At 69.2% G+C, this 14978-nt stretch carries 8 protein-coding genes and 1 pseudogene; 5 read left to right on the top strand and 4 right to left on the bottom strand.

Going from position 1 to position 14978, the window contains the following annotated elements; genetic code table 11:
* Positions 1 to 319, top strand: a 319-nt coding sequence (locus FW784_RS07500) for an OB-fold protein (RefSeq protein WP_187770717.1), incomplete at its 5' end; no start/stop codon positions are given.
* A 316-nt stretch (positions 320 to 635) separates the two neighbouring features.
* Here FW784_RS07500 and FW784_RS07495 read toward each other — a convergent pair.
* The 3 genes from FW784_RS07495 to uvrD form a co-directional block, all read right to left on the bottom strand.
* Entirely contained in the window at positions 636 to 2441 is a 1806-nt protein-coding gene (locus FW784_RS07495; RefSeq protein WP_235893615.1) for a S8 family peptidase, read from the bottom strand.
* A 48-nt stretch (positions 2442 to 2489) separates the two neighbouring features.
* On the bottom strand, positions 2490 to 5645 hold the full coding sequence (locus tag FW784_RS07490) for a YadA family autotransporter adhesin (protein WP_149352733.1): 3156 nt from the start codon (positions 5643 to 5645) through the stop codon (positions 2490 to 2492).
* 593 nt (positions 5646 to 6238) lie between these two features.
* Complete coding sequence (gene uvrD, locus FW784_RS07485; RefSeq protein WP_149352732.1) at positions 6239 to 8416, bottom strand: DNA helicase II; 2178 nt, start codon at positions 8414 to 8416, stop codon at positions 6239 to 6241.
* Between the two features lie 174 nt (positions 8417 to 8590).
* Between uvrD and FW784_RS07480 the strand changes: the two genes are divergently transcribed.
* Positions 8591 to 10813 carry a S9 family peptidase gene (locus tag FW784_RS07480; protein WP_235893614.1) on the top strand — a complete coding sequence of 741 codons (2223 nt, stop codon included), beginning with the start codon at positions 8591 to 8593 and terminating at the stop codon, positions 10811 to 10813.
* 128 nt (positions 10814 to 10941) lie between these two features.
* Positions 10942 to 12738, top strand: a complete 1797-nt coding sequence (locus tag FW784_RS07475) for a DUF885 domain-containing protein (RefSeq protein WP_149352730.1) — start codon at positions 10942 to 10944, stop codon at positions 12736 to 12738.
* A 73-nt stretch (positions 12739 to 12811) separates the two neighbouring features.
* On the opposite strand, the gene FW784_RS07470 is transcribed toward FW784_RS07475, so the two are convergent.
* Positions 12812 to 13447 (bottom strand): YdcF family protein, encoded by a 636-nt coding sequence (locus FW784_RS07470; protein ID WP_187770716.1) that lies wholly within the window; start codon positions 13445 to 13447, stop codon positions 12812 to 12814.
* A 180-nt stretch (positions 13448 to 13627) separates the two neighbouring features.
* Between FW784_RS07470 and FW784_RS07465 the strand changes: the two genes are divergently transcribed.
* Entirely contained in the window at positions 13628 to 14827 is a 1200-nt protein-coding gene (locus FW784_RS07465) for a beta-ketoacyl-[acyl-carrier-protein] synthase family protein (RefSeq protein ID WP_149352728.1), read from the top strand.
* Positions 14824 to 14978 (top strand): annotated as a pseudogene (locus tag FW784_RS14915) (beta-ketoacyl synthase chain length factor); the annotation flags it as partial. The gene FW784_RS07465 and the pseudogene FW784_RS14915, both read left to right, overlap by 4 nt.

Here is a 14978-nt window from a genome sequence, read left to right as displayed (position 1 = left end):
CGACATCGCATTCCGCACCACCGTCACCGCGGTCGAGCTGTCGTCGGCCTACGACGCGGGCGCGGCCGCCGCTGACAAGCAGTTCAAGGGCCAGCGCCTGCTGGTGGCCGGCATGGTCGAGAGCCTGGAACCGGATGCCCCCGGCGGGCCGCTGGTGTCGCTCGCCGCGGGTGAGTTCGCGCCGGTGCAGGCACGCGGCCTTGAACGCGACGCCGCGGCGGCCCTGAAAGTCGGCCAGCAGATCATCCTGGCCTGCAACGGCGCCGGTGCTACGGGCGGCAAGGCAACGGTCAACGGCTGCAAGGTCACGACCCAGTAATCAGCGCGGCCGTCGTACTCCGGCGGCCGTCCGTACGATCCCGGGCGCGCGGCAGGTTCCGGACGCCGCCACCCGAGCGTGCGCCCGGCGTCGCCGCGCCTCGCTCGCCTCCTTAGTTCTCCGGATCGCGTTTGCGACCCAGCGGAAGCGCATCCGAACCGGGCATCAGGCCGAGTTGATCACCGCTACAACAAAGAAGGGGCCCTTTCGGGCCCCTGATCTCATTGCATGCGGGCGGCGACGCAGTGCACGTCGTCCACCGCTGGGGCTTCGATACCGACCGCATGCTGTGTCATGCGGTCGGCCCGGAGGGCGCTCAGTCGATACGCGCGGTGACCGAGAGCCCGCTGTACTTCGTCTCGCCGGACACCAGAAGGTAGTACGTACCGGCAGCCGGGCTGGCGATGCGAATGGTCTCGTTGTTGCCGGGACGCACGCTCATCCACTGTGCCGCGGAGGTGGTCGGAGTCACGTCGCGGCTGGAGTACAGGCTGACGTCGCCCGTACCGCCATACGTCATCAGGTTCAGCAGGCGCGCGCCCGACGGAACCACGATGGAGTAGAGCCGCGTGGTGCCGGAAGCGCCGCTCACGCCCGTCACGGCGAGCTTGTTCGTCAGCGGGGTCGCCGGCTCCTGGCCCGGAGGTGCGAGCGCCAGCGTGACTGCCTGGCTCGCGTCGAGCAGGCCCGCGCCGACCGGCTGGTCGGGCGCTGCCGGGAACGCGCGTACGCTCTGCTTGAGCAGTGCTTCCAGCGCCGCCGGCGTCAGCGGCGTCGGAGCGACGCTCTGGACGAGCGCTGCGACGGCCGCTACATGCGGCGATGCCATCGACGTGCCCGCCATGCCGCCGTAGCTCGCGCCGCCCGGTGACTGCGCGCCCGTGTTGATCGACTGCCACACATAGCCGTTGTTGCCGTCGACGCCGCCGCCGCCGCCCGGCGCCGACAGATCGATGAGCGGGCCGTAGTTGGAGTACGACGCGCGGGCGCCCGTGACGCGTGCCGCGCCCACGGACACCACGTTGTTGCAGCTGGCCGGGCTGAAGTTCGCCACGTCGCCGTTCGAGTTGCCCGCGGCCACCACCACCAGCGTGCCGCGCGAAACCGCTCCGTCGATCGCGGTTTGCGTCGCCGCGTCGCAGCTGCCGCTGCCGCCGAGGCTCATGTTGATCACCTCTGCAGGCCGCGCGAGCGAGGGTACGCCGGCGACCGTGCCGCCCGAAGCCCAGGTAATCGCATCGACGATGTCGGACGTGTAGCCGCCGCAGCGACCGAGCACGCGAACCGGCATCACCTTGGCGCCGGGCGCGATGCCCGCCATGCCGGTGCCGTTGTTGGAAAGCTCGGCGATCGTGCCGGCCACGTGCGTGCCGTGCCACGAGCTGTTGGTCGCCGGCCGTCCCGCGCCGCACTCATCGGCAGCCGCCCAGTCGCCGAGGTCCGCGCCGCCCGCGACGCGCGAGCCGTCCGCGCGACGCGAGACGAAGGGGTCGGTGATGAAGTCGTAGCCGGTAATGATGTTCGGATCGAGGTCGGGGTGCGCGGTGATGCCGGTGTCGAGCACCGCCACCACGACGCCCGCACCGGAAGCCATGTCGCGCGCCGGCTCCACGTTCGCGCCGCCAGCGGTGTTCTTCAGGTGCCACTGATAGGTGCCGTAGTACGGGTCATTCGGCACCAGCTGCGGGCCGACGAGGCCCGTGTGCGTCATTACGCGGTCGAGCTGGATCGAGGCGATCGACGGGTCGGCAGAGGCCTCGGCGACGATGGCGTGCATCTCCTGCGCCGAGAGCCGCTGCGACAGGCGCAGCAGTTCGGCGCCGGTGCCGAGCTGGCGCATCACGGTCACGGTCGGCGCGGCCGTAGCGGCGCCAAGCGTCGCGGCCGCCATCTGCCCTGCGTGCGCGCGACGCGTTGCCGCGTTCACGGCGGCGAGCTTGAGGTCCCGACGCAGGGTCGGGTCCTTGTACGTGACGATCAGGCGCTCGCTCGAAATCATCGAGCCGTTGGGCGCGCCGGGCTCGGCGACGACCGCGGGCGCGTCGGCTGCGAACGCCGACGGCGCGGCGCAACAGGCCGCGATGGTGGCGGCCAGCAGGCCGGTGCGGATCTTGTGATTCATGCGTTGATTCCTCGTGTTGTCGTTGTCGTTCATGTCAGGCCTGTCCGCTTACCAGCCGAAGCCGACGCCAGCGCCGACCGAGCTCTCGCCGCCGCCGAATGCACCGCCCACGGTGACCGATGCCTTGTCCGACAGCGAACGCTGGTAACCGACCGAAAGGGCTTTCTCGCCGTTCTGGAAGCCCACGCCGACGCCGATGCGGTTCTGCGTGCGAACGCCCGCCGCGCTGGTTGCCATGTTGATCATCGCCGCGCCCATCGCACCCATCTGGCTGATGCGCTTGTCGGTGGTGCGGAAGCGATCGTCCACCTCGCCCTGGAACGTGCTGAAGTCGGACGAGAGCGCGTTGAAGCGCGAATCGGTGTACGAGTTGGCGCTGGTGAGCGTCTGCGCGGCGGTCGCGTTGGTGTAGGTGCGCGCCGACGACAGCGTCGCGGCATCGCCGGTGGCCATGTCGGTGCGCGCGGCGGCCACGCTCGTATCCGTGTAGGTGTTGGCGATCGCGGTGACGCTGTTGGCGGTGGTCAGGGCCTGGTCGGCCGTGGTCTGCGCCGTCGCGGCGTTCGTGAGTGCGGTGTTGGCGGTCGACTGTGCGCCGGCTGCCTCGCTGCGCGCGGTGTCGGCGGTGCTCTGCGCGGTGGCTGCCTCGGTGCGGGCCGTGTTCGCCGTGGTCTGCGCAGCCGCAGCTTCGGTGCGAGCCGTGTCCGCCGTGGTCTGCGCCGTGGCGGCGTTGGTCAGCGCGGTATCGGCCGTGGTCTGCGCCGTGGCGGCGTTCGTCAGCGCGGTGTCCGCGGTGGTCTGCGCGGTGGCAGCGTTCGTCAGCGCGGTGTCCGCGGTGGTCGCGACCGCCTGCAGCTGCGTCACGTTGACCGCGTCCGTGCCCGCCGTACCGGCGGCGACGTTCGTGATCTGGCGCTCGGCGCCCGCGCTGCCGATCGACACCGTGTTGGCCCGGTCAGCGACCGAACCGACGCCGAGCGCGACGCTGTTGGTGGCGGCAGAAGCGGTGAAGCTGCCGGCGCCGACTGCAACGCTGTTGTTTCCAATTGCCTGGCTGAGGCCACCGAGCGCCATCGAATTCGTGCCGATCGCGTAAGCCTGGTAACCGAAGGCCGATGACAACGCACCGTTGCCCCACGCGCCAGCGCCCACTGCAGTCGAGTACGCGCCGTCGGCAGTGACTGCATAGCCGTCCGCATCCAGGCCGCCGATGGCGACGGCGTTGGCGCCCGTCGCCTGCGCGGAACCGCCGACCGAGACGGAATCGTCACCCGATGCCAGGCTGTTTGCGCCCAACGCCGTGGAGCCAGGTCCGCTGGCATTCGCGTTGCCGCCGGCGGCAAGCGAGTCCGCGGTTGCGGCGGAAGCGCCTGCGCCGAGCGCCGCGCTGTTGTCGCCGGCCGCGTTGGCGTTGAAACCGTATGCCGAGCTGTTGTCGCCGCCGGCGCTGGAATTGCTGCCGGTCGCCGTGGCGTTCAGGCCCACCGCGTTCGCGTTGTAGCCGAACGCCAGCGCGTAGTTGCCGAATGCGTTGGCGCCGCTGCCGAATGCGCTGCTGCCCAGGCCGAATGCGCTGGAGGTCGAGCCGTAGGCGCTGCTGTAGTCGCCGTCGGCGAGTGAGTTGTAGCCGGTCGCAACCGCTTCCACGCCGTTCGCCATGGCGTTGCCGCCGAGCGCGACGCTGTCGGCGCCATTGGCGGCCGCGGCGTTACCGAGCGCCACCGAACTGGCGGTTGCCGCGAGCGCGTTGTTGCCGAGGGCCAGGGAGTTGGTCGCGCCGTCCAACGCGGTGGCGCCGGTGCCCATCACGACGGCATTGTTCGCGCTGTCGCCGACCTTGGCCGAGCGACCGATCGCAATCGCCGCCTGCGACCCGACGCCCGCTGCCGTGCCGACGCGCGCGCCGGTGGAAGTGCTGTCGCCCGAGCCGATGGCGATGGAGAACTGGGAACTCGTCGCCGTCGCGCCCAGCACCTGGCTGTAGGTGCCGATCGCACTGCTGAAATTGCTCCCCGCGGTGTTGAACACGCCGAACGCCGACGACCAGGCACCCGCCGCTGTGTTGGCCCCGCCGACAGCGGTCGCCACCGATCCCGTCGCGTTGTTGAGCAGGCCGAATGCGCTGCTCTGGGTGCCGCTGGCCGTGTTGCCACGGCCGAAAGCCGACGCCTGGGCGGCCGACGCGGTGTTGCCGTAGCCGAATGCCGACGCCACCGCCGCGGAGGCGTTGTTGGCTTCGCCGATGGCGTTGCTGTCGGTTCCGCTCGCCGTGTTGCCAAAACCGACCGCGCTGGCGTTCTGGCCGGAGGCGGTGTTCTGGTATCCGACCGCCGAGGAGGCGCGATTGTTCGACATGTTGTTCACGCCGACGGCGCTGCTTTCCATGCCCGTCGCCTGGTTCTGCGCGCCGACGGCCGCGGCCACCGTGTTGTTCGCGGTGTTGCTGTAGCCCAGCGCCGCCGAACCGTTGCCGTTGGACGAATTGTTGTAGCCAAGCGCAGACGTGTTGTTTCCGGCGGCGGTGTTGGAAGCGCCCACCGCCGACGTATGCGTGCCGGTCGAGTTATTGGACCGTCCCATCGCAACGCTGTCGACGCCCACGGCGGAATTGGAGTAGCCGAACGCACTGCTATTCGCGGCGCCGGCCGTATTGTTGAATCCGAATGCGCTGGCGTTGTCGGCACCGCTCGTATTCTGGTAACCCATTGCCGAGCTTGCAGTCCCGACCGTCGCGTTGAACTGGCCGATCGCCGAGCCGAAGTTGCTCAGACCACCCGGGGAACCGATCGTGTTGTTTCGACCGAACGCGACGCCGTAGTTGTCGTGGACGCGATTGCCCGTACCGAAGGCATTGCTCTCGTAGCCATTGGCGAGATTGCTCAAGCCAAATGCGTTCGACTGCTGCCCGTTGATGGCGTTGCCTTCGCCGAACGCGTTGCTGTCGACGTGGTTGACCGTGTTGTTGACGCCGACCGCGCTGCTGTTGCCCGCGTTCGACTGGTTGTTGTTGCCGCATGCGAAGGCATTTCCGCCCGGCGCGGTGCTGCCAGCGCCGGAGACGACGCCGGTGCCGTCATCGGACTGGCAGACCTGCCCGGCGAATGCGGGCGCAGCGGCCAGGAGGAGCGCGGCGGACAGCGCCAGCGCGATCGGCGAACGGTTGAAGGTCGAGAGCGGGCGGACTGCGGTGTGGCTGGACGACATGGAATGGTTCCTGATGGGTATTCGGGCTGGCCGGCGGGATGCACGGCATAGGGCGGTCGAAGGTGGAGAGACACGCGCGCACACCGCCGGCAGGACGCCCGGAGCAGAACGACACGGGGGGAGGTGCGCCGCCTGACTCCCCGGAGGGGCGGCGCATCGTGGCGGTCGGTGACGCGCCGTCACGATTGAGCTGTGACGGGCGTCGCGAGATTCGCACGCACCGACCGGAAAAGTGAATTTCCGGTGAAAAAACGGCGCTGACTTGTTCGCACGCCTTATCCGACGGGCCGTCGCTGCGCCGCGGCCGTCCAAATTGTTGCGCTGCAGCGCAAATTTGCGAGATTGGCGGGTCGGAGACGGCCGGATCTGTCCCCGTCCCACGTTAGGCGGGTACGGCGGGCCCGCGGGTGCGCCTCTTCAGCCGCTCACGCTCGGCAGCAGGAGCCAACGTCCGGAACGTCGGGGCAGCAATCGCCGTTCGAGGGGATCCGGGGCCGCTTGCGATTTGTGCGTGAGAGTGCAGGCCGGCAGCCATGTGGCTGCGCCGGGCGAGCGACCGGATCGTCGATGGGTCGCGGCTCTGACGCCCCGCGCTACGCCCGCTGCAGGTTCGCGAACGCCGCGACCAGCCACTTCGCGCCGACGTCGTCGAAGTTCACCTGCACCCGGGCATGCGCACCGCTGCCTTCGACATCAATTACGGTGCCGGCGCCGAACGTGGGATGGCGCACGGAGGCACCGAGCGGCATCGCCGGGGCCTCGGTCAGGCCGTTGTCGCTGCGGCGGCTGCCGGCCCCGTACACGGGGCGCGACACCTGCACCTTCGGCCGCACCTCGTGCACCAGCGCGGAGGGGATCTCGCGCAGGAAACGCGACGGCATGCCGTACATGTCCATGCCGTGGATGCGGCGCGCCTCCGCATAGCTGAGCACCAGCTTCTCGCGCGCCCGGGTGATGCCGACATAAGCGAGCCGCCGTTCCTCTTCCATCCGGCCGGCTTCTTCCGCCGACTTGTTGTTCGGGAACAGACCCTCTTCCAGGCCGACCAGGAACACGAGCGGGAATTCGAGGCCCTTGGCGCTGTGAAGCGTCATCAGCTGCACGCCGTCCTCGTTCGCGCGCGCCTGGCCCTCGCCCGCTTCGAGCGAAGCGTAGGAGAGGAACGCGACCAGCTCCGGCAGTTCCGGGTCCTCGTCGTCCTCGTCGCGGTAATTGAAGCGCGAGGCCACCGACACCAGCTCGTCGAGGTTCTCGATGCGCGAGTCGAGCTGGCCCTTCTGCTCGCGCGCGTAGAACTCGCGCAGGCCCGAGCGCAGCAGCACGTGGTCGATCTTCTCGGGCAGGTTGCGCTCCGTGCACTCGACCTGCATGTCGTCGATCAGCTTGAGGAAGCCGGCCAGCGCGTTGCGCGCACGTGCCGCAAGGGCCGTGCCGCTGGCGAGCTTCAACGCGGCGACGGCAAGCGGGAAGCTCTCGGCGCGCGCAAGCCGCCGGACCTCGTCGAGCGTGCGGTCGCCGATGCCGCGCGCAGGCGTGTTGACCGCCCGTTCGAATGCCGCGTCGTCGGCGCGATTGGCGATCAGGCGCATGTAGGCGAGTGCGTCCTTGATCTCGGCGCGCTCGAAGAAGCGCAGGCCGCCGTATACGCGGTACGGCAACTGTTCGCCGATCAGCACTTCTTCGAACGCACGCGACTGCGCATTGCTGCGATAGAGGATCGCCGTGTCGCGATAGCTGCCGCCGGCCTGCACCCACTGCTTGATGCGCTCGACGACGAAGCGCGCCTCGTCGATCTCGTTGTACGCGGCGTACAGGTCGATCGATTCGCCGGCGCCGACCTCGGTCCACAACTTCTTGCCGAGCCGGCCCGGGTTGTGCGTGATCACCGCATTGGCGGCGTCGAGGATCGTCGCGGTCGACCGGTAGTTCTGCTCGAGGCGGATCGTCTTGGCGTCGTCGAAATCGCGCAGGAATTTCTGCACGTTCTCGACCTTCGCGCCGCGCCAGCCGTAGATCGCCTGGTCGTCGTCGCCAACCACGAAGACGTTGCCGGTGTCACCTGCCAGCACGCGGATGAAGGCGTACTGGATGTCGTTGGTGTCCTGGAATTCGTCGACGAGGATCTGCTTGAAGCGATTGCGGTAGTGCGACAGCAGCGCCGGCGCGTCGCGCAGCAGCTCGTGGGCGCGCAGCAGCAACTCGGCGAAGTCGACCAGGCCCGCGCGATCGCAGCGCTCCTGGTACGCCGCGTAGATGCGACGCATGACGTCGGTCCACTCGTCCTCGCCGCCCTGGATGTTCTGCGGGCGACGGCCTTCGTCCTTGCGCGCGTTGATCCACCACGCGGCCTGCCGCGGCGGATAGCGCGTGTCGTCGAGTTCGAGCCCCTGCAGCACGCGCTTGACCAGCCGCAGCTGGTCGTCGGAATCGAGCACCTGGAAACTTTCGGGCAGCTTGGCTTCCTGGAAATGCAGGCGCAGCAGGCGGTGCGCCAGGCCGTGGAACGTGCCGAGCCACATGCCGCGTGCGCCGTTGGCCAGCTGCATGTCGACGCGGTGGCGCATCTCGGCGGCCGCCTTGTTGGTGAACGTGACGGCGAGGATGCCGTGCACCGGCACGCGCTCGACCTCGTTGAGCCAGGCGATGCGGTGGGTAAGCACGCGCGTCTTGCCCGAACCGGCGCCGGCGAGCACGAGGTAATGGCCGAGCGGTGCGCAGACGGCCTCGCGCTGCGCCGGATTCAGCGCGTCGATCAGGTGGGAAACATCCATGGCGACAGTGTACGGGCGGGCGGTCGCACGCCGGTCTCGCTCTCTGCGATCGACACCGCCGCCGTGAAGGGCGCATCGCGACGACGACAGCCGCTCGCCCTACACTCGCCCGACTTCCGCCAATGCGCTCCCATGAACCGAATCCGGCTTCGTGCTGTCCTTCCTGCCCTGCTCATGAGTGCCGCCCTGAGCCTGCCCAACGCCCACGCCGACACGCCGGCCTCGCCCCGAAAACTGACGCTCGAAGCGCTTGCCGGCGACGCGCCGTTGTCGGGCCCCAGCCTGCTGCGGCCGAAGGTCTCGCCCGACGGCACGCGCGTGACGTTCCTGCGCGGCAAGGAACGCGACCGCAACCGGCTCGACCTGTGGGCGTACGACATCGCGAGCGGCCGGACGCAGCTGCTCGTCGATTCCGACGACGTGCTGCCCGGCACTGAAGTATTGAGCGACGAGGAAAAGGCGCGCCGCGAGCGCCAGCGCATCAGCGCGCTGAGCGGCATCGTCGATTACCAGTTCGCGCCTGACGGCCGCACGCTGCTGTTCCCGCTCGGCGGCGACCTGTATCTCTACGACCTCGCGAAGCCCGGCAAGGACGCGGTCCGCAAGCTCACCAACAAGGAAGGTTTCGCGACCGATCCGAAGCTCTCGCCCGCAGGCAAATACGTCAGCTTCGTGCGCGGCCGCAACCTGTGGGTGATCGATCTCGCGACCGGCACGCAGCGCCAGCTCACCTTCGACGGCGGCGGCACCATCGGCAACGGCGAGGCCGAGTTCGTCGCCGACGAGGAGATGGACCGCCACACCGGCTACTGGTGGGCGCCCGACGACAGCGCCATCGCCTTCGCACGCATCGACGAATCGAAGGTGCCGGTGCAGAAGCGCTACGAGGTGTATCCCGATCGCACCGAAGTGGTCGAGCAGCGCTACCCCGCGGCCGGCGACACGAACGTGGCGATCAAGCTGGGCGTGATCGATCCGTCCGGCGCGTCGAAGGCCGCGCGCTGGGTCGACCTCGGCAGCAACCCCGACATCTACCTCGCCCGCGTGAACTGGCGCGATTCCAGGCACATCGCGTTCCAGCGCCAGTCGCGCGACCAGCGCACGCTCGAGCTGATCGAGTCCGATCTAGACAACGGCAGGCAGCGCACGCTGGTCACCGAGCACGCGAAGACCTGGGTGCCGCTGCACGATGCGCTTCGTTTCCTGAAGGACGGACGCTTCCTGTGGAGCAGCGAGCGCAGCGGTTTCGAGCATCTGTATGTCGTGGACACCGCCGGCAAGGCGCAGGCGCTGACCTCGGGCGACTGGCCGGTCGACAGCGTGCTGGCGGTCGACGAGAAGAACGGCTGGGTGTATTTCAGCGCCGGCCGTGAATCGCCGACCCAGTCGCAGGTGTACCGCGTGCCTCTAGCTGGCGGCGCGATCGAACGCCTGTCGAAGGAAGCCGGCTGGCATGCGGCGACCTTTGCCGCGAACGCGAGCGTCTATGTCGACAACTGGTCGAACCCGACCACGCCGCCGCAGCTGGTGCTGCATCGCGCCGACGGCAGCGAAGTCGCCACTCTGGTGAAGAACGATCTTTCCGATCCGAAGCACCCGTACGCGCCGTACCGCGCCGCGCAGCGTCCGATGGAATTCGGCACGGTGAAAGCCGCAAATGGCCGCACGCCGCTGCATTACTTCCTGATCAAGCCGGACGGCTTCGATGCATCGAAGTCGTATCCGGTAATCGTCAACGTGTACGGCGGCCCGGCCGCGCAGACGGTGAAGGAGACGTGGCAGCCCGACCTCAACCAGTACTTCGCGCAGCATGGCTACGTGGTGTTCTCGGTCGACAATCGCGGCACGCCGCGCCGCGGCGCGGCATTCGGCGGCGCGTTGTACGGCAGGCAAGGCACGGTGGAGGTCGACGACCAGCGCGCAGCGCTGCACTGGCTGACGTCGCAGCCGGGCATCGACAAGCAACGCGTCGGCGTCTACGGCTGGAGCAACGGCGGCTACATGACGCTGATGTTGCTCGCGCGCGGCCAGGGCGATTACGCGTGCGGCGTCGCCGGTGCGCCGGTCACCGACTGGGGCCTGTACGACACGCACTACACCGAACGCTACATGGACCTGCCGAAGTCGAACGTCGCGGGCTACAAGGCGGCGCGCGTGCTCGAGCACATCGACGGGCTGGTGGGCGACAACGCGCCCCGGCTGCTGCTTCTGCACGGCATGGCCGACGACAACGTCATGTTCACCAATTCCACCGCGCTGATGAGCGCGTTGCAGCAGCGCGGGCAGCCGTTCGAACTGATGACCTATCCAGGCGCCAAGCACGGCCTCAAGGGCAAGGACCTGCTGCATCGCCTGAAGATGACCGACGGCTTCCTGGCGCGGTGCCTGAAGCCCTGACACCCGGCCGGTCGTCCCGCGACCGGCCCATACCCCACCGTCGCGCCCGCCGACCGGCGTGACCTTCGGCGCATGGCCGCTTGCCGCGGCCACGCCATCCTCGGTGCCTCACCGGAGTCGACATCGCCATGACCAAGCCCCTCGTCCTCGCGCTCGCGCTGGCACTCGCCACGCCAGGCCTCGCCCTCGCCGCGCCTGCCCCCGCGCCCGTCAAGACCGCCCCCAGGTCGACGCCTGCGTGGGTCACGCGCAGCAACGACTACGCGCAGATCCTGCTCAAGGCGCAGGGCCCGTTCCAGCCCGAGCAGCTCTCGTTCTTCGGCGTGCCGGGCTTCGACGACAAGGTGTCCGACTACGGGCCCGGCTACGCCGCCCGCTACCGCGCCGCCACCGCTTCGGCGCGCGACCAGCTGCGCGCCAAGCTCGCGACGGAGAAGGACCCGAACGTGCGCCAGGACCTCGAGATCCTCGTGCAGGCGGCCGACGACGCGATCGAAGCCAGCACGATCAACGAAAAGATGACGCGGCCGTGGCTCGACGTCGGCCAGACGGTCTTTGGCGGCCTGCAGGGCCTGCTGTCCGACCAGACGCCGCCGGCGCGCCGCGCGATGGCGGTCAAGCGCCTGCAGGCCTACGTCGGCATGGCGCCGGGCAGTAGCCCGCTGACCACGCTCGCGCGCCAGCGCTACGAGGAGCGCACCGAAGCCGGCCTGCTGATGCCGACGCAGGTGGAGGTGCAGCAGTCCCTCGACAACCTCGCGACCTATCGCGCAGGCATCAAGCAGCTCTTCGACAAGTACAAGCTGGACGCCGGCCCGGCGCTCGCGCAACTCGACACGCAACTGGCCGACTACGCGGCGTGGACGAAGGCGACCGTGCTGCCCAACGCGCGCACCACGTACTCGCTGCCGCCGGCGCTGTACGCGCTGTCGTTGAAGAACGTCGGCATCGATATCGATCCGCACACGCTGATCGAGCGCGCGCAGATGGAGTTCGCCGAAACGCGCAACGCGATGCAGCAGATCGCCCCGCTGGTGGCGAAGGCCCATGGCTGGACCGACACGGATTACGTCGACGTGATCCGCCACCTGAAGAAGACGCCGATCGCCGACGACAAGATCGAGTCGCACTACCGCACCGTGGTGATGCCGGAGCTCGATCGACTGATCGCTGCCAACCGGGTGGTGAGCCTGCCCAATCGCCCGATGCAGATGCGCGTGGGCACGCCGGCCGAGAACGCGCAGCAGCCCGCCCCGCACTTCCTGCCCGCGCCGCTGGTGGGCAACACCGGCCAGCAGGGCACGTTCGTGCTGCCGCTGTCGAACCCCAACGCCGGCGCCGACGGCCCCTACGACGACTTCAATTATCCCGCCGGCGCGTGGACGCTGTCCGCGCACGAAGGCCGCCCGGGCCACGAGCTGCAGTTCACCGCGATGGTCGAGCGCGGCATCTCGCTGGCGCGGACGCTGTACGCGTTCAACTCGGTCAACGTCGAGGGCTGGGCGCTGTACGCCGAGGCCGAGATGGTCCCGTACGAGCCGCTCGACGGCCAGCTGATCGCGCAGCAGCTGCGCCTGCTCCGCGCGAGCCGCGCGATCCTCGACCCGATGATCAACCTCGGTCTCACCGATCGCGACACCGCGTTCGACTGGCTGGTCAACAAGGTCGGCCTGTCGAAGGCGATGGCGCGCCAGGAAATCGACCGTTACTCGGTCAATTCACCGGGTCAGGCCGGCAGCTATTTCTACGGCTACAGCCAGCTGATGCAGTTGCGCACCGAAACCGAGATCGCGCTCGGCGACCGTTTCGACCGCAAGGCATTCAACGACTTCCTGCTCGACCAGGGCCTGCTGCCGCCGCGGCTGCTGGCCAAGGCGGTGCGCGAGCAGTTCGTGCCGCAGCAGAAGGCGAAGTCGAAGGGCTGAGCCACCGCGCCCGGCGCAAAATGCAAACGCCCGCAGCGATGCGGGCGTTCTTCTTTACGCAAGCCGCAACGCGTCAGGTCACGCGCGCCAGCATCCGGTCGTTGTGCGTGAAGCGCGCCCAGCGCGTGCCGATGTCCGCCCAGCAGATGTAGGCGGCCTCGCCGACGAGGCGCAGCAGCGTGCCGGGCCCGAGCGGCAGCGAGTTCTCGGCCGCGCAAAGCTCGACATCGAAGCCAAGCTGGCGCGCGATGAGTCCGCAGCGTGCGAGGTGATAGCGACTGCTCAGCAGGATCACCCGGCCGCGCACCGCGCCGCCAAGCATGTGTCGGGCGTTGCGCAGGTTCTGAAGGGTGTCGCGCGATCGCGATTCCAGCTGCAGCGGCGCATCGGGCGACAGCCCGCGTGCGACCAGCTCGCGCTGCGCCACTTCCGCCTCGGTCAGCTCGCCCACCGCACCGCCGCCGAGCAGCACGAAACGGCGCGTCGGATGTTCGCGCCACAGGATCGCGGCGCGGTCCAGGCGGGCGGCGAAATCGCCGTCGACCCGGCCCTGCGGCGAATGCTTGCCGAACAGCAGCAGGTGAGAGCCCTCGTGCGGCGCGCAGCGGGCGCGGCGCGCCGTGCGCACCACGTGCACCAGATAGCCGACATAGACGAGGCCCACGCTCAGCACGCAGGCCGCCAGCGTGACGAGGCCCGTAAAGAGCACGTCGCGGTCCCTGAACAGGGAAAACTGGTGTCGGACGCGGGAGGACATCGTCTTCGGGAGTCGGCCCCGGAGGGCCGTCGCGTCGCAGGATACGCCATGAGCAAAGCGTGAAGGATGACGGCTGGCATACTTCACGACCCCCCGAGGAGTGCCGACGTGACGCCGTCCGAAGTCAGACCGATGCCAGCCATGGCGATCCGGGCGTTCACCGCGACCAGCGCGCTCGGCCGCGGGCTCGACGCGCATCGCGCCGCACTGCGCGCGCGGCGCGGCGGCCTGCGTCCGAACGACTTCGGCACGGCGCGGCTCGAATGCTGGATCGGCCGCGTCGACGGCCTGGAAGACAGCCCGCTGCCGGCGTCATGGTGGAAGTGGGAATGCCGCAACAACCGGCTGGCCTGGCTCGCGTTGCAGCAGGACGGGCTGTTGACGGCTACGCAGGCGGCGGTCGCGAAGTACGGTGCGGAGCGCGTCGCCGTCGTGATTGGAACTTCGACCTCCAGCATCGGCGCGACCGAGGACGCCTACGCGCACCTCGTGCCGGACAGCGATGGCACGCCTGCGTTTCCACCCGAGCTGCGCCGCGCGATCGTGCACACCGTGCATTCGCCCGGCGATTTCGTCCAGGCGGCCACCGGCGCGCGCGGCCCGTGCATCACGGTTGCGACGGCGTGCTCGTCGAGCGCGAAGGTGTTCGCGCAGGCAGCACGCCTGATCGAGGCCGGCGTCGTCGATGCAGCGATCGTCGGCGGCGTCGACACGCTCTGCGGCAGCGTGCTGTTCGGCTTCAATTCGCTGCAGCTGGTGTCGAAGAATCCATGCAGGCCGTTCGACGCAACCCGCGACGGCCTGTCGCTGGGCGAGGCCGGCGGCTTCGCGCTGGTCGAACGCGCGGTCGACGGCGAGCCCGGCCTGCAGCTACGCGGCTACGGCGAGTCGAGCGACGCCCACCACATGTCGGCGCCGCATCCGGAAGGCCTCGGCGCGCAGCTGGCGATGCGACAGGCGCTCGCGCGCGGCGGGATCGACGCAGCGGATGTCGGCTACCTCAACCTGCACGGCACCGCGACGCCGGCCAACGACCGCGCCGAGTCGCTGGCGGTCAAGGCCGTGTTCCCGGACACGCTGCATGCCAGCTCGACGAAGGCGTACACCGGCCACACGCTCGGCGCCGCCGGCATCGTCGAATCCGTGATCGCGCTGCTGGCGCTGGAGTCCGGCGAGCTGCCGGGCACGTTGGGCTCGACGTCGCCCGACGCCGTATGCGGTCCGCAGATACGCTTCGACGATGCCACCCACCCGATCGATTACGCCATGAACAATTCCTTCGGCTTCGGCGGCAACAACTGCTCGCTGCTGTTCGGCCGGGTGGACGCATGAGGCTGTCGGCCGCCATCGAAGGCGTCGGTTTCTGGGCGCCGGGCCTGCCCGACTGGAACGCGGCGCGCGCCTTCATCCGCGACGGTGCATTGCCCGACGGCGCGCCCGCGCGGCCATCACCGCAGCTGTTGGCACCCAACGAGCGTCGCCG

It is taken from the genome of Cognatilysobacter lacus, assembly GCF_008274655.1.
Lineage (GTDB): Bacteria > Pseudomonadota > Gammaproteobacteria > Xanthomonadales > Xanthomonadaceae > Cognatilysobacter > Cognatilysobacter lacus.
This window is presented reverse-complemented; position numbering and strand designations above follow the sequence as displayed.